General features: G+C 56.9%; 21 protein-coding genes. 11 read left to right on the forward strand and 10 right to left on the reverse strand.

Features of this window, described 5'->3' with window-relative positions:
- Positions 1-393 precede the first annotated feature (393 nt).
- From tsaD to KXG62_RS31045, 7 genes are all read right to left on the reverse strand, one after another.
- The gene (gene tsaD / locus KXG62_RS31015; RefSeq protein WP_218095906.1) at positions 394-1,455 is read right to left on the reverse strand and encodes a tRNA (adenosine(37)-N6)-threonylcarbamoyltransferase complex transferase subunit TsaD; all 1,062 of its coding nucleotides are present in this window, start codon (positions 1,453-1,455) and stop codon (positions 394-396) included.
- Positions 1,456-1,812: 357 nt separating this feature from the next.
- Positions 1,813-2,316, reverse strand: a complete 504-nt coding sequence (gene rimI / locus KXG62_RS31020) for a ribosomal protein S18-alanine N-acetyltransferase (RefSeq protein ID WP_218095907.1) — start codon at positions 2,314-2,316, stop codon at positions 1,813-1,815.
- Positions 2,317-2,332: 16 nt separating this feature from the next.
- A complete protein-coding gene (gene tsaB / locus KXG62_RS31025) occupies positions 2,333-3,193 on the reverse strand; it encodes a tRNA (adenosine(37)-N6)-threonylcarbamoyltransferase complex dimerization subunit type 1 TsaB (RefSeq protein ID WP_218095881.1) in 861 nt (286 codons plus the stop codon).
- Positions 3,190-3,672: a tRNA (adenosine(37)-N6)-threonylcarbamoyltransferase complex ATPase subunit type 1 TsaE gene (gene tsaE, locus KXG62_RS31030; protein ID WP_218095908.1), complete on the reverse strand. Its 483-nt coding sequence runs from the start codon at positions 3,670-3,672 to the stop codon at positions 3,190-3,192. The genes tsaB and tsaE overlap by 4 nt, the downstream gene beginning before the upstream one ends.
- A complete protein-coding gene (thiL, locus tag KXG62_RS31035; RefSeq protein WP_246627722.1) occupies positions 3,669-4,721 on the reverse strand; it encodes a thiamine-phosphate kinase in 1,053 nt (350 codons plus the stop codon). Before thiL ends, tsaE begins: the two co-directional genes overlap by 4 nt.
- A gap of 195 nt (positions 4,722-4,916) precedes the next feature.
- Positions 4,917-5,132, reverse strand: coding sequence for an H-type small acid-soluble spore protein (locus KXG62_RS31040; protein ID WP_218095882.1), 216 nt, complete (start codon positions 5,130-5,132; stop codon positions 4,917-4,919).
- A 2-nt stretch (positions 5,133-5,134) separates the two neighbouring features.
- On the reverse strand, positions 5,135-5,335 hold the full coding sequence (locus KXG62_RS31045; protein WP_218095913.1) for a hypothetical protein: 201 nt from the start codon (positions 5,333-5,335) through the stop codon (positions 5,135-5,137).
- Positions 5,336-5,556: 221 nt separating this feature from the next.
- On the opposite strand from KXG62_RS31045, the gene ku reads away from it, so the two are divergent.
- From ku to KXG62_RS31060, 3 genes are read left to right on the forward strand one after another with little or no spacing between them, the layout of a single operon-like run.
- Entirely contained in the window at positions 5,557-6,435 is an 879-nt protein-coding gene (gene ku, locus KXG62_RS31050) for a non-homologous end joining protein Ku (RefSeq protein WP_218095883.1), read from the forward strand.
- Complete coding sequence (locus KXG62_RS31055) at positions 6,432-7,394, forward strand: ATP-dependent DNA ligase (protein WP_246627723.1); 963 nt, start codon at positions 6,432-6,434, stop codon at positions 7,392-7,394. The genes ku and KXG62_RS31055 overlap by 4 nt, the downstream gene beginning before the upstream one ends.
- 6 nt (positions 7,395-7,400) lie before the next feature.
- Positions 7,401-8,315: a DNA polymerase domain-containing protein gene (locus KXG62_RS31060; protein WP_218095884.1), complete on the forward strand. Its 915-nt coding sequence runs from the start codon at positions 7,401-7,403 to the stop codon at positions 8,313-8,315.
- 90 nt (positions 8,316-8,405) lie between these two features.
- Here KXG62_RS31060 and cls read toward each other — a convergent pair whose 3' ends face one another.
- Complete coding sequence (cls, locus tag KXG62_RS31065) at positions 8,406-9,845, reverse strand: cardiolipin synthase (protein ID WP_218095885.1); 1,440 nt, start codon at positions 9,843-9,845, stop codon at positions 8,406-8,408.
- A 179-nt stretch (positions 9,846-10,024) separates the two neighbouring features.
- On the opposite strand from cls, the gene KXG62_RS31070 reads away from it, so the two are divergent.
- Genes KXG62_RS31070 through KXG62_RS31085 form a run of 4 tightly spaced genes read left to right on the forward strand, consistent with a single transcriptional unit; the run spans position 10,025 to position 14,465 of the window.
- Positions 10,025-11,653 (forward strand): spore germination protein, encoded by a 1,629-nt coding sequence (locus KXG62_RS31070; RefSeq protein ID WP_218095886.1) that lies wholly within the window; start codon positions 10,025-10,027, stop codon positions 11,651-11,653.
- On the forward strand, positions 11,650-12,822 hold the full coding sequence (locus tag KXG62_RS31075; protein ID WP_218095887.1) for a Ger(x)C family spore germination protein: 1,173 nt from the start codon (positions 11,650-11,652) through the stop codon (positions 12,820-12,822). The genes KXG62_RS31070 and KXG62_RS31075 overlap by 4 nt, the downstream gene beginning before the upstream one ends.
- A complete protein-coding gene (locus tag KXG62_RS31080) occupies positions 12,819-13,049 on the forward strand; it encodes a hypothetical protein (protein ID WP_218095888.1) in 231 nt (76 codons plus the stop codon). The genes KXG62_RS31075 and KXG62_RS31080 overlap by 4 nt, the downstream gene beginning before the upstream one ends.
- A 21-nt stretch (positions 13,050-13,070) precedes the next feature.
- Positions 13,071-14,465 carry a GerAB/ArcD/ProY family transporter gene (locus KXG62_RS31085; RefSeq protein WP_218095889.1) on the forward strand — a complete coding sequence of 465 codons (1,395 nt, stop codon included), beginning with the start codon at positions 13,071-13,073 and terminating at the stop codon, positions 14,463-14,465.
- A 41-nt stretch (positions 14,466-14,506) separates the two neighbouring features.
- On the opposite strand, the gene KXG62_RS31090 is transcribed toward KXG62_RS31085, so the two are convergent.
- Positions 14,507-14,878: a hypothetical protein gene (locus KXG62_RS31090; protein WP_246627724.1), complete on the reverse strand. Its 372-nt coding sequence runs from the start codon at positions 14,876-14,878 to the stop codon at positions 14,507-14,509.
- 64 nt (positions 14,879-14,942) lie between these two features.
- Between KXG62_RS31090 and KXG62_RS31095 the strand changes: the two genes are divergently transcribed.
- From KXG62_RS31095 to KXG62_RS31105, 3 genes are all read left to right on the forward strand, one after another.
- Positions 14,943-15,953 (forward strand): M23 family metallopeptidase, encoded by a 1,011-nt coding sequence (locus tag KXG62_RS31095; RefSeq protein WP_218095890.1) that lies wholly within the window; start codon positions 14,943-14,945, stop codon positions 15,951-15,953.
- Positions 15,950-16,339, forward strand: a complete 390-nt coding sequence (locus KXG62_RS31100; protein ID WP_246627725.1) for a bactofilin family protein — start codon at positions 15,950-15,952, stop codon at positions 16,337-16,339. The genes KXG62_RS31095 and KXG62_RS31100 overlap by 4 nt, the downstream gene beginning before the upstream one ends.
- 68 nt (positions 16,340-16,407) lie before the next feature.
- Positions 16,408-17,157, forward strand: coding sequence for an HAD family hydrolase (locus KXG62_RS31105; protein WP_218095891.1), 750 nt, complete (start codon positions 16,408-16,410; stop codon positions 17,155-17,157).
- Here KXG62_RS31105 and KXG62_RS31110 read toward each other — a convergent pair.
- Entirely contained in the window at positions 17,102-17,893 is a 792-nt protein-coding gene (locus KXG62_RS31110) for a YhfC family intramembrane metalloprotease (protein WP_218095892.1), read from the reverse strand. The genes KXG62_RS31105 and KXG62_RS31110 overlap by 56 nt on opposite strands.
- Before the next feature lie 131 nt (positions 17,894-18,024).
- Between KXG62_RS31110 and shc the strand changes: the two genes are divergently transcribed.
- Positions 18,025-19,938: a squalene--hopene cyclase gene (gene shc, locus KXG62_RS31115; protein WP_218095893.1), complete on the forward strand. Its 1,914-nt coding sequence runs from the start codon at positions 18,025-18,027 to the stop codon at positions 19,936-19,938.
- Positions 19,939-19,970: the final 32 nt, after the last annotated feature.

The following is a 19,970-nucleotide window of genomic DNA, read 5'->3' on the forward strand; positions in this document are numbered from 1 at the left end:
TCGCATAATCCGAAGATTATGTTCGCTATAATGTAAGCTGATTGAGCTCAAAATTTACTGCTAGCGAGAATTTGCATTCTCTATTTCACTCACTCGTTGTTCAGTTTTCAAAGGGCAATTCATTTCCTTGCACTCCGATCGGTTTAAGCAATCTCTCGGAAGCAACTTTTACATCTTATCACGTTTGCTATCGTGATGCAAGCACTTTTTTTCTTTCGACATCTTTCGATGATCTTCGTCATGCTTACCGCAAAAGCGACAAGGAGTAATATATCAAATTAAAATCAGGAATGCAAGCTTTATTTGCAAAAAAGATTTCCCCATTAAGAAATAGCGATAGCCGCGCCGCAATCCCTTCCGAAGTTCACCCGTGAGATTACGGCGTGCTTTACGCTAAACCGACCATGCCTCAAGCTTCAGCAAAGGCTCCGCCTTCATGTCGAACGGCGCGAACTGGCCGCGCCGGTATTTCAAGAACGCCGCGGCGGCGATCATCGCCGCGTTGTCAGTGCACAGCGAAAGCGGCGGCGCCAGAAGCGGCACGCCCGCTTCGCTGCAGCGCGCCTCCAGCCGCGCGCGCAAGCCCTTGTTCGCGGCCACGCCGCCCGCGAGCAGCAACTGCTTCGCGCCGAAGGCTTCGACGGCGCGAAGCGCCTTTTCCACCAGAACGTCGATGACCGAGTCCTGGAATCCGCGCGCGACGGCCGAAGGCTCAAGCGCGACGCCCTTCATGTTGGCCTGGTTCAGCACGGCCAGCACCGCCGACTTCAGCCCGCTGAAGCTGAAGTCGTACGAATCCGGCTCCAGCCATGCGCGCGGCAGTGCCACCGCATCCGTCGCCTCATGTGCGAGCCGGTCGATATGCGGGCCGCCAGGATACGGCAGCTTGAGCGCCCGCGCCACTTTGTCATAGGCTTCGCCGGCAGCGTCGTCCCGCGTCTGTCCGATGATGCGGAACCGCCCTTCGGACTCGACGAAAACAAGCTCCGTGTGGCCGCCGGACACGACAAGCGCCATCAAGGGATACTCCAGTTTGTGTACGAGCTGGTTGGCATAAATATGCCCGGCGATATGGTGTACTCCGATCAAAGGCAGCTCCAGCGCGCAAGCAAACGCCTTCGCCGCCACCACGCCGACCAGCAGCGAACCGACAAGACCCGGTCCCTGCGTAACGGCAATCGCCGACAACTGCTCGGGGCGCAGGCCCGCCTGCTCCAGCGCTTCCGCCAAAATCCACGTGATCGACTCCACGTGCTTGCGCGAGGCAACCTCGGGAACGACGCCGCCGAAACGCTGATGTGTCTCGATTTGGCTCGACACGACATTCGTCAAAATCTCTTCGCCGTCACGCACGATCGAGACCGACGTTTCGTCGCAGCTCGTTTCAACGGCCAATATATATACCGGTTTTTCCCAAAAATGGGACGGATGTTCGGCAACCGTTTGATCCGACATGCCTTGTTCGTTCATAACGTAAACCTCTCAATCGGAGTAGCCATGTTTTTTAATAACCAAGTCAAAAAGGAAAAAACGCTCCGTCGCAGCAAGCAACGAGCAGCATGCCTTTGCCGATTGCGGCAAAGCGAGCCCGCACTGTTAAGAAGCCGCAGGATGTGCCTTGGGGAGTTCCCGCATTCCTGCACAGCGGAAAACGGTTCGAATGTAGGGAGCGACACGCAACCGATGAGCCGCCTTCGCCGCCACGGGCCACAGCCGTTAAATGTTGAAGCCGTGACAATAAACACAAGCCTCTGCAATAGAAAGCTTACAGCCGCCTCCCCTGCTCTTTACGCGATCGTAGCGCGGCTCCCGCTACTTTCCCCGCTCTGCCTTCGGCAAATCCGCCCACATGATGAGCGCGTCTTCTTTATTATCCGTATAATAGCCTCGGCGAACACCCACGGAACGAAAGCCCATCTTCTCATACAAACGCTGCGCAATCGTGTTGGACGGACGCACTTCCAGCGTCATCCGGATCACGCCGTAAAAACTCGCCGTCCGCTGCATTTCCCGAAGCAGACGCTCGCCCAGCTTGCGTCCCCGGTATGTTTCACGGATGGCAATATTGGTGACATGCGCCTCTTCCATAATCAGCCACATGCCGCCATAACCGGCGATCTCGCCGTCCAACTCGATGACAATATAGCGCGCGAACTGATTGTTCGTAAGCTCGTTCTGAAAAGCGCCGGCCGTCCAAGGGGTCGGGAATGCTTCCTGCTCGATGCGGCAAATCTGCGGAATATCTTCGATTTGCATCGGGCGAAAACACAGAAGATGTTCCTCGATCGGCTGACGGTCGTATTTTTGCTGCTCCATCAAGAGCCTGTCCCCCTTACGATTTATTGGCAAGCAGCTTGGCTTCGGCTTCCGCAAGCTGCGTATAGTTCGGAACAAGCGTGAAAACATCGTCCGTCTCCCCCTGCAGCCGGCGGCGGCGGCCAAGCTCGGCCGTATATCTCGCCCGCAAGCTGTGCTCGAATACGTCGACCGGGCCGTTCCAGCCGGCGGCAAACCGCTCGATCGCCTCCCGGTGCAGCTCCAGTTCGCCGGCAAATACGACCCGGGCTGGCGTGTGCAGCGCGGCGCGCTCCAGCAGCTCGTCCACCCACGCGGAAGCAAGACGGATGCCATCCGTCACCGGGCAAATCCAGCCTTCCAACCCTGCTTCGTACAGCGCGGTAAAAGCCTGACCGCGGCGGGCGTCGATCAGCGGAACGACCCATACCGTTTCGCCCAATGCGGAGCCTTGTCCCGCAACGGCTTCCAACGCTTGCAGATTCCCGCCCGATACGACAGCGTCCTCTTCTCCCTGGCCTTCTTCGTGTGATTGTCCGCTTAGCAGGTGGGCTCCGCCCAAAGCGATCGCTTCCAGCGTCGATACGCCCATGAGCGCCAGCTTATGCGTCCAGGCGAACGTCTTCGCTACCGTAACGCCGATGCGAGCTCCCGTATAAGAGCCCGGTCCGACGCCGACGGTGAACGCCGACAGTTCGCTCGGCCGTATGCCTGCCTCCTTCATGAGCCGCTGCAGTACAGGCACCAAATACAGCGAATGATTTCTTTCCGCCCGCGAGCTGATCTCCCCGATCAGCCGATCGCCCTTCGTCAGTGCCGCCGTCATGGAAGTGGTTGACGTATCGACGGATAGCATCCATTGTTGATCATCGTATTGCACTTGTTTTCCGTTCGTCATAGCAAGTATCCGTTCTCCTTTAGTTCGCGGCACCAGGCTTCGTAGACTTCGCCTTTGGGCTGGAGCGCAAAGCGGCGGCCTTCTTCCCCAGTGTGCCCGATTTCGATCGCCAGATGATCCGGCGGCAGCAAATCTTCAATGAGCGAAGCCCACTCGACCAACGTGATGCCTTCTCCATAAAAATAGTCATCCAGTCCAAGCTCGTCCGCCTCATCCTGCGACAGCCGGTACACATCCATATGATAAAAGGGAAAGCGTTCTCCCTCATATTCTTTAATGATCGTAAACGTCGGGCTGTTGACTACCTCCGTCACGCCGATCGCCCGGGCGACTGCCTGGGAGAAGGCCGTCTTGCCCGCCCCAAGCTCTCCGTCCAGCGCTATGACCGTGCCGGGAATAAACAACGAAGCCAAGCGTTCCGCTAGTTGCGCGGTATCGCCGATATGTTGCGACAGGAATTCGTAAGATGCCTGCACTATGCGCCGCCTTTCCCGTCCGCGCCGGAAAAATGATTGTAGCCCTTTTTCCCGAGCGGCACGATATATCCGTTAGTTTGTACCATTCGAACGCCGGAACCTTCGGCATTAACATATCCGATCACATGCAGCGGCAGCCCTGCAGCCTTGAATCTCATTTGCAGCTCGACCGCATCTCCGGCGGGAACGGTTCCGACCAGTTGATAATCTTCGCCGCCGTATAAGATGTAATCCAGCGGATCTTTCCCTTGCGCCTGGGCAAATGCGGCCAGCTCATCCGCCACCGGGATGCGCTCTTCCATCACATCGATGCCGACACCCGATGCCTCGGCAATTTCCCACAGCTCGCTCGCCAGCCCGTCGCTCACGTCGTTGAGCGCGCGGCACGAGCCGGACCGCTGCAGCAGCTGTCCCGCTTCAATCTGCGGTTCCGGCCGGCAATGCGCCTGAACGAGCGGAGCGATTGGCTCAGGGAAATCTCCCCACTGGCCGGAAGACAAGTTTTGTTCCAGCAGGAAGTCGAGCCCTGCGGCCGAACGGCCGAGGTATCCGGTTGCAAAGACGGCATCGCCGATCTGTGCGGCCGAACGCAGCTTCGCCTGGCCTAATCCCGTCTCGCCAATGACGGTTACCGTCAGCGTAAGCTCGCCGAGAATGGCGGTCGTATCCCCGCCGACAACGGCGACTCCGTAACGGCTCGCGCATTCGTACAGCCCCTCGTAAATCGCCTGTACCCGCTCCACCTTTGTCCCGCCGGGCATGCAGAGCGCGACCAGCGCAAACCGCGGCACGCCGCCCATGGCGGCAATATCGCTGACGGCCGAAGCCATCGCCTTATACCCGATGTCCCTATCTCGCATCGTGATTTGTTTGAAATGAATATGCTCCGTCATCGTATCGCATGTTAAGATCCAATGGCTTCCCGGGGAAGCCTCCACGACCGCCGCGTCGTCGCCAATGCCTGTGACAACGCCGGCCGCCTGCGCCAAAGCCGCCGATTGTTTGCCGCCGTTCAGCAGCCGAATCAGCGCAAATTCATCGATCGAGCTCAACTGTATCCGCCTCCGACACTACAATGCTGCAAAGCCGCACGGCAATCCGCTGCGGCCAAGATGCAACTTTGACCATTATTATAGCCCTCCCGTCCTCCGGGAGCAACAAAAAAGCTTCCCGCAGCGCAGGGCGGCCCGCTTACGACCGCTCTTCGCCCGGAAAGCTCTATGATACGCACGCTCGGCTCGATTTCCTTAAGGATATAAGCGCCGAGCACCCGATTCCGTTTCTTGTACTTCCTGCAGTTGCTCTACCGAAACGACTTTCGTCTGGGCAGGCTGATGCTCGACATGAACCTTGACCGTTGCCTGATTCGTGTCGACGCTGTCGATCCATACCGGAACGCCGTTCCATTCCACGTTAATCTTATCTTGCGAGCTTAAAATTTGCTGCGCTCGAGATAACTGCACGGTTACTCACCTCCGTCCGTAACGGACTCCGGATGATCCATCGTATCCGTGGTAGAATCATCAATCAGCCCGTTATGCATCGACACGGTGCCGCCGCCGAGTCCCTCATTGATCATTCGATCAATGTCCATAAAGTAGGAATCCCGGCCTTCATGAGCCGCGTCGTTCGTATGCTGGCCGTCTGACGTATTCGTCTCGCTCACTGTTTGTCCCCCCTTATGCTTTCTCCATTCGGCGTAAGCCGTAACAGCATGTATCTTGTCCCAAAAAATATTCGATCATGCACAGGCGCAGCTGTAATGAGACAGCCGGATTATGCGTATACTGGTAAGAATAGCTTTATGCCATACCGTCTTGGATCGCCTTCGTTGAACAGGTAAAGCTTGATCACGATTATAGGTTACGATGGGAGGTTTTTGGGGAGATGCATACCCTATGGAAAGGCGCGATCAGCTTCGGTCTTGTGCACGTGCCGGTCAAAATGTTTTCCGCGACGGAGGACAAAGATATTTCGATGCGCATGATTCACAAGGAGTGCAGTACGCCGCTTAATTTTGTCCGCAAATGCCAGCATTGCGACCGGGAAGTCGAATGGGCCGAAATTACGAAGGGCTACGAGTACGCGCCCGGTTCTTTCGTGCTGTTCGAGAAGGATGAGCTGGAGCAATTGAACGGCGAAGTGAATAAGGAAATCAAAATTTTGGATTTCGTCAACTTATCGGATATCGACCCGATCTATTTTCAGAAAACGTATTATTTGTCTCCGGGCGACACCGGAGCCAACGCCTATAACCTGCTGATGGAAGCGATGAAGCAGACGGGGAAAATCGGCATCGCCAAAGTATCCATCCGCTCGAAAAGCAGCCTGGCCGCCATTCGGATCATTGACCGCTGCATTGTCATGGAAACGATCTTTTACCCGGATGAAATTCGCCCGGTGGAACAAGTGCCGAATTTGCCGGAGCAGAGCCATGTGAACGACAAAGAGCTCGATATGGCCAAAATGCTCATCGCCCAGCTATCCACCCCGTTCGAGCCGCAAAAATATAAAGACGATTATCGCGCAGCGCTGGAAAACGCCATTCAGCAAAAGGTTGCCGGAGAAGAAGTCCGCGTCGCGCCGGAACAGCAAAAAACAAACGTCATCGACTTGATGGCGGCGCTGCAAGCTAGTCTGGAAGCCGTCAAGCCGGTCGCAGCCGACCCGACTCCCGCGCCTGGCGCAGAGGGCGAACAAGGCAAAGCGGCTAAAGGCGTGAAAGCAAAAGGCAAAACGAAGGTGAAAGATACCATCGGCTCATGACCGACCCTATGACCCGGTCAGCGACAGGAGCCGTCGTACTGCCGAGCATGCCGATGGCTCCGATCTCAAACCCCCAGCTGCCCGCCGGGCCAGATTGGGGGTTTCAGCTCAAATGGGACGGCGTTCGTATGCTGTCCCTCATCGAGCACGGACGCATCCGCTTATATTCCAGGCAAATGGATGAGAAGACGGCGCTATACCCAGAGGCCGTTGACCTGCTGAAGCAGCATGCTTCCCATCTTCCCCCGCTGCTGCTGGACGGGGAAGCCGTTATGTTCGACCTCGTGAAGCAGAAGCCGGATTTCTCCCAAGTGCTGCAAAGGGAGCGAACCCGCAGCGCTGCAGCGAACATTCGCGGTGCGGAGACGAGTCACTTCATCTATGTGCTGTTCGACCTGCTTCATTATAACGGAGAAGATTACCGCAGCCGCCCTTATGCGGAGCGATACGACAAGCTGCGTGAGTTGTTCCCGGAGAAACGCCCGCAGCTGTTCGTAACCGACCTGTTCCGCGACGGCCCCTCCTTATGGCAATGGATCGAGGCTAGCGGCTGGGAAGGGATCGTCAGCAAGCGGCTCTCCAGTCCATACCGCGAAGGAAAGCATCATAAAGACTGGTTCAAGAAGAAAACGGCGCAGCTTTACGAAGTGCGCTTTGTCGCGCTTATCATCCGCGAAGGACGCGTTGCCAGCCTGATGATGGAAAAGGACGGGGTGCTGTTCGGACGCGTATCGCTTGGATTGAACGAATCTTCCAAAGCGGCGCTGCTCGCCTACGGCAAACAGCATGAACGGGAATCGCCATTGTGGAACAAAGCCGAGCTGCCGGCCGAGTTAAAAAGGGAAACGATCTTATGGCTGGCCGTACCGCTGACCGGCACCGTAACCGGACTGGAAACGACCGCCGCCGGCCAGCTGCGGCATCCGAAGCTGGTGAACTTCCGTGTGCAGGAGGATTGAACGGGCATGGCCGCACCGACAGGATCAAAGCATAAGCAGGTGAAAGGATCGATTATCATTGAGGGGCAGGAGATTGCCATCTCCAACCCGGAGAAGCTGCTGTGGCCGGAGAAGGGCATTACGAAAGCGATGTATTTGCAGAAGCTGGTCGCGCTTTCGCCCTATTTGCTCACCTACTGCCGCAACCGCTACTTGACGACGATCCGGTTCCCGAACGGATGGAACGAGAAGTCGTTTTATCAAAAAAACGCGCCGGAACCGACGCCGCCGTTCGTCAGCACCGCCCTGCTGGACGGGATCAATTACGTACATCTGGACTCGCTGCCGACGCTGCTATGGCTCGGCAATTTGGCAAGTCTCGAATTCCACCCTTCCTTCCATTATATTGAAGAAACACTGCCGGCCGAATGGCTGATCGACATTGATCCGAGCGTCGACCCGGAGCCGCGCATTATGCAGGCCGCGGAGATCATCGGCGAAATTCTTGATAAAATGAATATCCGTTCCGTTCCAAAAACATCGGGGGCGACCGGCGTGCAAATCTATGTGCCGATCCCCCGCGAGCGCAAGTATACGTTCGAGCAGCTGCGCCGCATCGGTCAATTCGTCGCCTCCTTCGCGGTGCAAAAGCATCCGGGGCTGTTCACCGTCGAACGGCTCAAAAAAGACCGGGGCTCGCTCATTTATATCGACTACCTGCAGCATTGGTACGGCAAGACGCTGTCCGCGCCTTACACCCCGCGCGCCCGGGCGGACGCTTCCGTCTCGACGCCGCTCACCTGGCAGGAAGTCGCCATGCGGCCCGACCCGAGAGACTTCCATCTGCTCAACATCGAGCAGCGGCTTCGGCAGCACGGGGATTTGATCGCGCAGCTCCCGCCGCAAAATCTGGATCCTGTGCTGTCCTTTATTCCGCAATAGCGAAAATACGCCTGTTGACGGCGCATCCGTCAGCAGGCGTATTTGTGTATGGGCACCACGTGGAAACGGGGCTGCTGCGTCGCGAACTACCTAAAACAGCGGCGACAGCAGCCGCGCGATGACTTCCTTTCCCTTTTGCCAGCGCGACCGTTTTTCGAATTCCTCCAGCTTCATTTCCGTACACTCTTTCAAATCCTGCAAAAAATCGTTCTCAAGCCGGTGAATCGTTTCCTTGTCGAACAGCACGGCGTTCAGTTCGAAGTTGTTGAAAAAGCTGCGCATGTCCATATTCGCGGTCCCGACCGAAGCAAGCAGCTCGTCGATCACGATGACTTTTGCATGGATAAAGCCTTTTTGATATGCATAGAAGCGGACGCCGGCCTGCATCAATTCCTCCAAAAACGACAGGGAAGCGTAATTCACCACCCGGGAGTCCGGCTTTTGCGGGTAGATGATCCTTACGTCCACGCCGCTGATCGCTGCCGTTTTGAGCGCCATCATGATGCTCGGGTCGGGGATGAAGTACGGGGTCGTGATGAACACCCGCTTATTCGCCGCGGCAATCGCGCCGAAGTACATCTCCAGTATGGCGTCCCAATGCGCGTCTGGCCCGCTCGATATGATTTGCACCGGCTTGCTGCCGGAACCGTCATGCTCGGGAAACAATTCCGAATCGGCAAGCCGCTGCCCGCTGACGAAAAACCAGTCGTTCAGGAACGTTTGCTGCAGCGAGTAGACGGCGTCTCCGTCCAGCCTCATGTGCGTATCGCGCCAAAACCCGAGCTGCGGATTGCCGCCCAAATATTCGTCGCCGATATTGATGCCGCCCAAAAAGCCGGTCGTTCCGTCGATCACCAATATTTTGCGATGGTTGCGGTAATTGGCCCGCTTGTCAAAAAATGCGAACACCGCCGGCAAAAAGATATATACTTCCGCCCCGGCCTTTTTCAACTCATCGATAAACCGGTTGTCGAGCTGGTAGCTGCCGATCCCGTCAAATATACAGCGCACCTGCACGCCATCGCGCGCTTTACGTACGAGCAGTTCGTGAAACTGTTTGCCGATGCCGTCGTTGCGGATCGTATAAAACTCGAAATGAATGTGCGATTTCGCCTGCTCCATCGCCTCCAGCATGGACGGATAGGCGGCCGCCGCATTCGTCAGCACGGTTACCTCGTTACTGCGGGTAATAAGCGAGCCCGGAATGTTGCCAAGCAGCGAGAACAGCCTCGGTTCATGGCGCCATCCGTTCAGCCGCTCTTCGTCGAATCCCGGATCGTAATCGGAAGCGGGCCTGTGCTTCTTGCCCAAGTACCGGATATCGGTCATATTGCGCATGCGTCCGCGCTTTACTTTTTTACGCTGGGTATATTCCTTGGCCAAAAAATAATACATGACAAATCCGATAATCGGGAACACGAATAAAATGAACATCCATGCCATGGCTTTGGACGGATGGCGGAATTCCCCGACCAGAATGGTCAATATTTGAAAGATGAATAAAAATAAGGCGAGCACCAGCCACAGCAATCCACTTCCTCCCCCTCCACACAAGCTCCGTCACCACGGCAGCCGTCTTTCTATCTTTTACCTCGATCCCACTGCCTATTCCCTATTATTTTACCGCATTCACCCGATTTGTCATAAAATTTTGCTTTTGGTGAAAAATATACTGGAATTGGTTAGCAAGCCGCCGAAGGAGGTGCTCCATGTACATCGCGCGTCGCCGCAATAAAAAGGGGCGAAACGAAGAGCGGGACCAGCAGCTGAAAAAGCTGAATTACCGCTTTCTCCAGGAGCTCAAATCGGTACCGGTATTTATGACGCTGGAGGAGAACAAGTCGTACTTGAACGAGCTGTTTCAGGACAGCTCCGATTTTGTCATCCGCGAGTTCAAAATACAAAACAGCCTGAATGCCATCATGTTTTTTATCGACGGGATGGCGAATACCGATCTCGTGAACGATGCCATGAAGTCGCTCATGATTCTGGAAGGCGACGAATCGCTTATTGACAACATATCGGATACGACGCTTCCCGTCTCGCAGATTCAAAAAACCGATAATTACTCGGACCTTCTGCTTTCCGTGCTCGGCGGAGATACGGGCCTCATCGTTGAGCGCAATAACAAGGCGCTCCTGATGGGCATTCGCGGTATGGAGAAGCGCTCCATCAACGAGCCGGATACCGAATCGGTCGTCCGCGGCCCGCGCGAGGGGTTCGTGGAAAACTTGCGGACGAATACGTCGATGATCCGCCGCAAGCTGAAAACGCCGCATCTTAAAATGAAGCCGCTGACGATCGGGCGGGAAAGCAATACAAGCATCGTCGTCGCGTACATGAACAATATCGCCGATCCGGCCATCGTCGAAGAGGTGATGCGGCGGCTGGAGAAAATCGACATCGACGCCGTGCTCGAATCGGGGTATATCGAGGAGTTCATTCAAGATTCGGCTTACTCGCCATTCCCGCAGATTCAATATACCGAACGGCCGGATGTCGTGGCAGGAGCGATGCTGCAGGGGCGCGTCGCCATTCTTGTGGACGGCACGCCCTTTGTGATGATCGTACCTTTCGTGTTTGCCGAAATATTGCAGGCAAGCGAAGATTTCTACGAACGGTTCCAAATCGCTACGCTTATACGGTGGCTCCGTTACATTTTTCTCATCTTATCGCTACTCACGCCAGGCATGTACGTGGCCATCACGACGTATCATCAAGACCTGCTGCCAACGACGCTGCTGCTGTCCGTCGCTGCGGCCCGGGAGGCGATTCCGTTCCCCGCTGTGGTGGAAGCGCTCATTATGGAAATTACGTTCGAAGCGCTACGCGAAGCCGGCATCCGGCTCCCCAAGACGATCGGCTCGGCGGTCAGCATTCTCGGCGCGCTCGTCGTCGGACAAGCCGCCGTCGAGGCGGGAATCGTCTCCGCACCGATGGTCATTGTCGTCTCGCTCACAGGAATCGCGTCGTTTACGATTCCCCGCTTCAACGGGGCGATCGCAATACGGATGCTGCGTTTTCCGATCATAATCGCTGCAGCGCTGTTCGGGATGTACGGCATCATGATTGCAGTCATGCTGATATTAGGCCATATGGCCGCACTGCGTTCGTTCGGCATCCCTTATTTGTCACCGATCGGTCCGCTCTCCGCCGGCGATCTAAAGGACATCGCCATCCGCCCGCCCTGGTGGAGCATGAAGAGCCGGCCGGCATATCTTTCGCTGCAGGATACGGAGCGGCAAGGAACCGAGCTACCGCAAGAGATTATGAACCAAAGCGGGCAAAAAGGGCAGACCATCCCGCACCGCAACGGACAGGAGGGGGATGTCAAATGAGGAGAATCCTCCTTGGCCTTCTGCTGCTCTGGCCGTCCCTACTGCTCCAGGGCTGCTGGGACCGGACGGAAATCAACGATCTTGCGTTCATCTTGACGTCCGCGGTCGATCTGGAGCAGGACGGAAGCATCCGCTACACCGTCATGGTGCCGCTTCCCGGGCAAATGGGCGGTGCCAGCGGCGGAGGCGGCGGTACGGGCGGGGATAAAAGCTACTACATCGATTCCGAGGTCGGAGACTCGGTGAGAGACGCACAAGCCAAGCTGCAGGCCCGCATGTCGCGGCGCATGTTCCTTGCCCACCGGCGTACGCTGCTCGTCAGCGAAGAGTTTGCGCGGATTCGGGGCATCAGCCATGTATTCGACTCCACTCCCCGTTCTCCCGAAAGCCGGATGACGACAAACCTGATTATTACGAAGGGAAAAGCGTACGAGATGCTGCAAGCTACCCCTCGCTTCGAGCGGTTCCCTTCGGAAGCGATTCGCGAGCTCGCCAAAGCGCGACTGGTACTCAATCTGAACATGAAAGACACGGCCGTCATGCTGAGCGAAACCGACGGCGATGCGATGGTATTGTATATGTCGGTCAAGGAATCGGAAAAAAGCGGCAAACCCTCGCGGGAAATCAATACGACGGGCTACGCCTTGATCAAAAATAATAAAATGATCGGCCTCGTGGAAGGTGACGAGGCGATCGGCCTGTCGATGCTCAAGACGCTCAGCAGCGAGGCGGTCATCACGGCGATTCCCGAGGACGGGGTAACAATGACTGCCAAAATCAATAAAGATGATTCGTACTTGCGGGTTCGGCTGCTGCAAGGGATACCGATATACGATATCGGCTTGAATGTCCGGGTACGCATCGTGGAAACGATCGGCCTGTACGATTTGAGCCAACCCGCTAATTTGCGAAAGGTGGAGAACGTGATCTCCGGTCTGATCAAGAACATGGTCGAACAAGCGATTCGGACGATGCAAAAAAAAGAAGTCGATCCGGTGCAATTCGGTACCTCTCTATGGAGAGATTACCCGAAATTGTGGCAGGAGCAATACGCTCCGAAGTGGCCGGCCCTCATGAAGGATGCCGAATTCCACGTAAAGGTGAATTCCACGATAACGGATACCGGTTTGATCTATGAAAATGTTACGAAGAAAGGAATGAAGCAATGAACGGCCAGTTTTTGCTGTGGGTGGCGCTGCTTACACTGTTCTTGCTGTTTCTCGATCTGAAAAATATTCCAGAGGTGAACAAACGCACGAAGGGCATGTATTTCGGTCTGCTGATCCTCACCGGAGCCGTTTATTTCTGCATCGTTGCAGGAGTCAAGCTCCCCATGCCTACCGTATTCTTCATCAAGAACGTATCGCCTTGGGTGTTCTCCCTTGTTCATACCTGATCGCAGAAAGGGGGTTGCGCGGTGAAAAGAAACCGGATTGTCATCAACGAGCGCCAGTACGCCTGGCTGATCGGCGCCTTGATTACGGGAGGAGGACTGGTCAGCATTCAGCACGAGCTTGTCCGCATCGCCCGTATGGACGCCTGGTTCAGTTTCATCATACCGCTCGTCTACATTTTCCTGACCGCCTATGTCTTCTATCAGATGGCGCAGCGATTTCCGGAAAAGAACATGTTCGAGATTATGTTAACGGTCTTCGGCAGAATCCCGGGAACGTTCGTCAACCTGATCTTGCTGCTGCACATTTGGCTTCTTTTGATGCGCGACCTGCGCTCGTTCGGCAAATTCATCAATACGGTGCTGCTCCCCAATACGCCCGAGGAAATCGTGGTGCTGCTGTTTATGCTGCTGCTCATGTTTTACGGGCGAAGCACCGTGGAAGTGATCGGCAGGGTAAACGACATCTTCTTCCCGTTCTTCATCCTGCTCGTGCTGCTCCTCCCGATCCTGCTGACCAACGAGATGAACAAGCGGCTGGTAGAGCCGGTTCTGACGTTGACGCGGGAGCATCTGGGCGATGTCAGCCTGCTCGGCATCGGGTGGTATGGCGATATCTTTATCGTGGGGGCGTTCCTGCATACGATCTGGAGCGCCAATAAGGTCCATTCAGCCATCCGGCACGGGGCGATGCTCGCCACGTTCGTGCTGACCTTGATTACGTTGATCGAGGTGCTGGTGCTCGGCTCAAACATTCCGGGCAATATGATTTATCCGATGTACAGCCTCGTGCAGCAAATTCATGTCACCGATTTTCTCGACCGGCTCGACCTGTTCATGCTGAGCGTCTGGTACCCGGTAACGGCCTGCAAGGTGATCCTGATCTATCTCGCCCTGCTGACCGGCATTTCCAGCCTTATCAAAAACCGGGATTACACGCTCATCAATACGCCCGTCAGCCTGCTTCTGCTGCTGACCACCATGCTCGGCTTCAAAAGTACGTCAGACGTGTTCAACTTCGGCAATTACAGTACCCCGGCCATTGTCTTGAGCTACCAGCCCATACTGTATGTGCTTGTGCTGCTGCTGATCCGCCGGTTTCCTGTGCGTTCTCGGGAGAACGAGGCATCCGGGCAGCAGCCCTCTTCGCCGGACGCGAACACCGGGCGGTCTATCCGGCAGAAGGCGGGCAAGCCGCGGCGCAGCATCTCTCACCGCGCCTGGATGGTCACTAGCAATACGCTGCTGCTGCTAGGTCTTGGCTTTATCGGGCTGGGCATGTCGATCGGCCCGACCGTATCGCTAGTCGGGAAGATTAGCGGCTTCGGCTACGGACTCTGTATGGTGCTGGGTGTCGGATCGACGTATATGGAGATCCACGGGCCAAACCGCGCGCATCCCAAAGCCGGAACCTCCTGACGCATAACGGTGCCGGGACGGCGCAAAGCAGGATCGCGAGGCTACTTACCCAAGCTGATGATTTTGTTCAGGGGGATCAAAAGGACGAGCTCCTCTTCCTCCTCCTGGCGGCTTACGAGCATTTCGACAAAATCGATACCCGCGCGAACGATATTCGCCGGGAACGGGCCGCCATACGTCGTCTGAACCTGGAACGGCGTTCCCTTGCTTTTGACCGCGTTGTCCAGAAGAACGATTTCGTGCATAGCCGAAGGAACGTAATACTGACCGTTCACGCGGATAAACCGTTTGCCGACATGCTGCAAGATGCCGGGTTCGCTCTCGAATCCTTCGGCCTGCAGCGCTACTTCGCGGTGAAGATGCCTGGCCAGACGTTCTGTCAGACGCATGCGGCTAGTTGTTCCAATTCCCACATTACCCCCCTCCCCTTACGAAATGTATGCCGGGAGCGGGCGCAACATACCGAAAGGAGAAGTCATGAATTTGAAGTCGCTGCAAGACAAGCTGACGTTCGTCATTATTCCGGAGGCGAACGGCAGCGTTGTCCGTGTCAAACTATCCCGGGGGGCGTTATGGGGAGCAGCCTGCGCGCTGCTGCTGCTCGTCGGGACATCCGGCGCGATGTACCTGCATCACGTGCACTCCGCCGCTTCCGTATATTTGAGAACGACGGAGCTGCGAGGCAAAAAATCGCAGCTGGAGCAAGATTTGAAGCATAAAAACGCAACGATCGAGCAGTTGAAAAATGACATTTACACCTTGTCGAAGCAGGCGGCCGAGGTCGGTTCGAAAATGGAGGAAATGAAGCGGCTGGAGCAAGATCTGCAGAAGCTGGCTCCCTCCTCCAAGAGCGGAGGCCAGCCCGTATCGGCGGCGGTTCCGGAGGAAGCGGCAGATTTGTCCGCCGGAGGCGTCGGAGGACCGGCGATAACGGTAACGGCCGAGCAGGTGCGGACGCTGGCCGCCGCCACCGGCCAAAAGTACGCTTCATTGCAAACGGAGATGCATGCGCTGGAATCCCGGTTTCGGGAGTCGCGCAAGCAGCTGCTGGAGAAGCAGGAGCGCGTCCTTCACACGCCGAGCTTGTGGCCGACGCTTTCCCGCATCGTGACGTCGCCGTACGGCTACCGCAAAGACCCGTTCACGAAAAAGCTGAGCTTCCATAAAGGAATCGATATTGCGGGCAAGCTGAACGATCCGGTGTACGCCGCGGCAAACGGCGTCGTGCATTCGGTCGGCTACGACAAGCTGCACGGCCATAATATTGTGATCGAGCATATCTCCGGGCTGCGCACGTGGTACATGCACCTGAACCGCAGCGATGTGCGCGCGGGCGAGCAGGTTGTGAAAGGACAGCCGATCGGCAAGCTTGGCACAACCGGCCGCAGCACCGGTCCGCATCTGCATTACGAAGTGCTGCATAACGGCAAGAGCACCGATCCGCAGCCCTATTTGCCTGCGCTGAGCAGAAAGGAGGGAACAAAATGATCATGCGATGGACTGGGCATCCGAACCGTTCGGGCGCCGTTTCGTTAATCGGCGAAGGCAGCCTGTTCGACGGCACGCTTCATGCGACGTCCGATCTTCGGATCGAAGGGGAATTTCAGGGAACGCTGCACTCCTCCGGCGATGTCGCCGTCGGAGAGAAGGGCTGTGTCCGCGCCACCGAAGTACATGCTCGCAACGTTATTATCGCCGGACGGCTGGAGGGCTGCGTGCAAGCGGATGGATTCGTCAAAATCACGCCCACCGGCCGCTTGACCGGCACCGTCAGGGCCAGCTCGCTCATTATTGAACAAGGCGCTATTTTCCAGGGGCAAAGCGAAATGGATGAGCCGCAGAAGGATGCGGTTCCGGACCCGGTCATGCTATAATGGAGAGAAAAACTTGTTCGGCCGAGTCGGATCGGACAAGCTTAAGAAGAGAAGGAGCGCGATACAGAATGAAACAGACCATCCTCTTCGACATGGACGATACGTTAATTTACTGCAATAAATATTTCGATCTGGTGATCGAGCAATTCGCGGATCAAATGGAAACGTGGTTTCGCGGCTATCACCTGAATGTGGAAGATATTAAAAAAATGCAGACGGAGATCGATCTGAACCGGGTGCTGAAAAGCGGCTTTGCGCCAGATCATTTCCCGCAATCGTTCGTCGATACGTACGACCATTATTCGAATGTGACCGGACGGTCCAAGCGGCCCGAAGAAGTCAAGCGGCTGAGAGAGCTCGGCGCTACCGTATACGGGCACAGCATCGAGCCGTATCCTTACATGGAGGAAACGCTCCGGGAGCTGAAAAGCGAAGGGCATGAGCTGCATTTGTATACAGGCGGGGACTATAAGATTCAAATGCGCAAAGTGACGGAAGCCGGACTCGAGCGCTTCTTTGACAACCGGATTCATATTACGCGCCATAAAAACGAACAGTTTCTGGAAAGCCTTGTGTACTCCCGTAGCTTCGAGCGGGACCGCACCTGGATGATCGGCAATTCGCTGCGGACGGACATTATTCCGGCGCTCACCTGCGGCATCCACGCCATCTTCATGCCCGCGGAGCTGGAGTGGGCATACAATCAAGTGGAAGTGAACGTGCAGCCGCAGGGCGCTTTTCTTACGATTTCCTCACTTCATCTCATTCCGGAAGCCATTCGCGGCTATAGCGCTTCTTCATTCGCCGCAAATACATGAATCCGGCCAGACCGGCGAGCAGAACGGCCGCTTCCGCCGCATAGATGGAGACGGCCTTGGCTTGATACAGCCCCGGAACGAAATCGGCGGCGGCATGCAGACCTATCGCGGCAAGAACATAGCCGAAGCGGCGCGATCTCACCCCTTGCAGCACCATGATGCTGAAGGCCAGGTGAAGCATGAACGCCGCGATCCGTTCAACGCCTCCCAGCACGTAAAGGTGCAGAGGCGTATTCGTCAAGCTCGCGATCAGCGCTTCCGCCGCCTCCGGCGGCACGCTGCCGCCCAGCTTTTGCTGCAGGGTGCCGTTCTGATGCATCAGGGCGAGGGCAAGCATCTGTGCTCCGCCGATCACACCGATCAGTACCGCTTCGATTCCGCCGTGCCCGAGTCCGAACGACAGCCCGTCTCCCCAGCTTCTCCGCCGCTTCAGCCACCAGCGGAAAGCGACATATCTTCCCAGCTCTTCGAATATACCGGCGGCAAGCGCGCCGTAAACGGCCAGCAGCCAAGGCTGCTTCAGCCACATCGCCGTTGCCGGATTCAACTGCAGCATGTATACGTGAAGCGCCTTTTCCAATACTTGCGAAAACAGGACAAACACCAGCGTGCCGATCAGCGCCGGCTTGAGCGTAATTCGCTCTTTGCGGCGCAAATACACGGTTGCCGTGAGGACGAGCGCCACAACGAGCGCCATTTGGATCGCGATCCCGATCACCGTGGAATTGAAAGCCACACAACCACCCCACATTATTATCATTATATATAACAATAATAGTAATTCGGCAATCGGCTGTCAAACGATTCCGCTGCATGATTCCCTGCTATGCCCCATAACATGGAATATCGGGAAAGGAATGATGCGGTATGCGCTCCACGCTTGCGCGAGCGGATCAAGCCGTCGAGCAGCTCGTCCGCGAGCTCATCTCCCGGCAGGCGGCCGACGGCTCCTGGCGGTTCGGGGTGGAAACGGGCGTGTCGATCGACGCTTACTTGATCATTTTGTTAAGAACGTTACATATGGATGACGTTCATCTTATATCCGGCTTATCATCCAGGCTGTTAAGCAAACAGGAGACGAACGGAGCCTGGAAGTGGCATGCGGATGAGCCCGAGGGGCATCTGTCAGCCACCGTCGAAGCTTACTGCGCCCTGCTCTATTCCGGCACGATCGACCGCAGCGACGAGCGGATGGCCCGCGCCCGGCAATTCATCGTCTCCCGGGGCGGACTTCGCCGGGTTAGCGGCTTGCTGACGAAGGTGATGCTCGCCGTCACCGGGCATTACCCTTGGCCCACGCTGCTGCGCGTACCACCGGAGCTGATGCTGCTGCCGGAATCGCTGCCGCTTCATTTTAATTCATTTTCCGCGCCGGCCCGCGTGCACCTGGCTCCGGTCATCATTTTGTCGGATCGCCGTTACCGTATTCAGCCCGCCGGCGCGCCGGATCTGTCCGACCTGCTGCTTCCGCGGCATGATCGCGGTAATTCGCCCGAAGCGCCCGACTCCGGCGGAACGCGCCTCTTCGAATCGCTTCTGAAGGAAGCCGCCGGCGTCATCGGCAAGCTTACGACGCTGCCCAAAGAAGCCCGCAAGCTCGGACTGCAGCGCGCGGAGCGGTATATGCTCGACCGGATCGAGCCGGACGGCCTCGTATACAACTATGCCAGCGCCACGATCTTGATGATCTACGCGCTGCTTGCCTTGCGTTATCCGCCGGACCACCCTGCCATCGTCCGCGCCATCCAAGGGCTGAAGACCTTGGTCCTGGTCCGCGACGGGCTGCCGCAGGTGCCGAATTTCGATTCCACCGTGTGGGACACCGCGCTGATTGCCGACGCCCTTCAACAAGCCGGGGCTTCCCCTTCCGATCTCCCGATCGCAAAAGCCTGCGATTACTTGCTGTCAAGACAGCACACGCGATCCGGCGATTGGGCGAAAAGCGCCAAACGCGCCATTCCCGGCGGCTGGGGCTTCTCCGACCACAACACGATGAACCCGGATGTGGACGATACGGCCGCCGCCCTGCGCGCCCTGTCCCCGGCGCGCGGAACGCACGCCCTTGCACCGCAAGCCGTAGACCGGGGACTGCAGTGGATGCTGTCCATGCAAAATGCGGATGGCGGATGGCCCGCCTTCGAACGCGGCAAAGATCATGCGCTGCTCGCGATGCTGCCGATCGACGGCGCCGATGCGGTAGCCGTCGATCCATCTACGGCCGATTTGACCGGACGGGCGCTGGAGTATTTGGGGAGAAGCGGTCTCACCTGGGGGCATCCGCTCGTCAAACGAGGCGTCGAGTGGCTGCTTGCGCATCAGGAACAGGATGGCTCATGGTATGGCCGGTGGGGCGTCTGTTATTTGTACGGCACGTGGGCAGCTTTGACCGGCATGAGGTCGGTCGGTGTCCCGCCTTCGCATGCGTCAGTCCAGCGGGCGGCTCGCTTCGTGCTGGACGCACAAAACGCGGACAGCGGCTGGGGGGAGTCGTGCTTCAGCGACCAGCGGCGGCAGTACGTCCCTCTCGGCGCGAGCACGCCGGCACAAACGGCATGGGCGCTGGATGCTCTCGTTGCCGTATTCGACAAGCCGACAACGGAGATGGAACGGGGCGTCGACGCGCTGATTGGCACGTTGAGCCGGAACGACTGGACGGCTTCGTATCCGACAGGCGCCGGACTTCCCGGCGACCTTTACATCCGGTATTCCAGCTATAACCGGATGTGGCCTTTGATTGCGCTGGCGCATTACCGGCGCAAGTACGGGGAGACCGGCGGCTGAACGGCCGCCGCATCCTGCCAAGCCGAACTTGG

This window comes from Paenibacillus solanacearum (assembly GCF_910593845.1).
In the GTDB taxonomy this organism is placed as follows: Bacteria; Bacillota; Bacilli; order Paenibacillales; family NBRC-103111; genus Paenibacillus_G; species Paenibacillus_G solanacearum.

Excerpts from the sequence above, each read along its gene's own strand:
- tsaD (WP_218095906.1), bottom strand. The coding sequence starts at position 1,455 with ATGTCGGATCAAACGGTTGCCGAACATCCGTCCCATTTTTGGGAAAAA.
- tsaB (WP_218095881.1), bottom strand. The coding sequence starts at position 3,193 with ATGACGAACGGAAAACAAGTGCAATACGATGATCAACAATGGATGCTA.
- KXG62_RS31060 (WP_218095884.1), top strand. The coding sequence starts at position 7,401 with ATGGCCGCACCGACAGGATCAAAGCATAAGCAGGTGAAAGGATCGATT.
- KXG62_RS31055 (WP_246627723.1), top strand. The coding sequence starts at position 6,432 with ATGACCGACCCTATGACCCGGTCAGCGACAGGAGCCGTCGTACTGCCG.
- KXG62_RS31075 (WP_218095887.1), top strand. The coding sequence starts at position 11,650 with ATGAGGAGAATCCTCCTTGGCCTTCTGCTGCTCTGGCCGTCCCTACTG.
- KXG62_RS31095 (WP_218095890.1), top strand. The coding sequence starts at position 14,943 with ATGAATTTGAAGTCGCTGCAAGACAAGCTGACGTTCGTCATTATTCCG.
- KXG62_RS31080 (WP_218095888.1), top strand. The coding sequence starts at position 12,819 with ATGAACGGCCAGTTTTTGCTGTGGGTGGCGCTGCTTACACTGTTCTTG.
- KXG62_RS31105 (WP_218095891.1), top strand. The coding sequence starts at position 16,408 with ATGAAACAGACCATCCTCTTCGACATGGACGATACGTTAATTTACTGC.
- rimI (WP_218095907.1), bottom strand. The coding sequence starts at position 2,316 with ATGGAGCAGCAAAAATACGACCGTCAGCCGATCGAGGAACATCTTCTG.
- shc (WP_218095893.1), top strand. The coding sequence starts at position 18,025 with ATGCGCTCCACGCTTGCGCGAGCGGATCAAGCCGTCGAGCAGCTCGTC.
- ku (WP_218095883.1), top strand. The coding sequence starts at position 5,557 with ATGCATACCCTATGGAAAGGCGCGATCAGCTTCGGTCTTGTGCACGTG.
- KXG62_RS31100 (WP_246627725.1), top strand. The coding sequence starts at position 15,950 with ATGATCATGCGATGGACTGGGCATCCGAACCGTTCGGGCGCCGTTTCG.
- KXG62_RS31070 (WP_218095886.1), top strand. The coding sequence starts at position 10,025 with ATGTACATCGCGCGTCGCCGCAATAAAAAGGGGCGAAACGAAGAGCGG.